Origin of the sequence: Chromohalobacter sp. HP20-39 (genome assembly GCF_033052815.1) — a bacterium.
Lineage (GTDB): Bacteria > Pseudomonadota > Gammaproteobacteria > Pseudomonadales > Halomonadaceae > Chromohalobacter.
This window is the reverse complement of record NZ_JAWHTP010000780.1, coordinates 1-263: the sequence shown is the minus strand read 5'-3', so window position 1 is coordinate 263 and position 263 is coordinate 1. Positions and strand designations below refer to the sequence as shown.

The window sequence follows — 263 nt, the reverse complement described above, 5'->3', positions numbered from 1 at the left end:
CGCAGCCAAGGCCGGCCTGAAGCAGGGCGACGTGATCACGGCCATCGACGGCGAGCCGGTCAACGTGGCCGGCGACGTGTCCAGCCGCGTGGGCCTGGCCCGGCCCGGCGACAAGCTCAAGCTGGAGCTGTGGCGCGACAAGGCCGGCCGCAGCGAGGTGGTGTCGCTGGGCCGTGCCGACAAGGACGTGCAGGAGGCCAGCGCCGCGCCCCAGGGCGGCCAGCTCGGCCTGGCGCTGCGCCCGCTGCAGCCTCAGGAGCTGC

Annotated in this window: 1 protein-coding gene; it reads left to right on the top strand. The window is 75.3% G+C overall.

The features are described from left to right. Positions 1-263, top strand: a 263-nt coding sequence (locus RVY79_RS20085) for a PDZ domain-containing protein (protein ID WP_317466340.1), incomplete at both ends; no start/stop codon positions are given.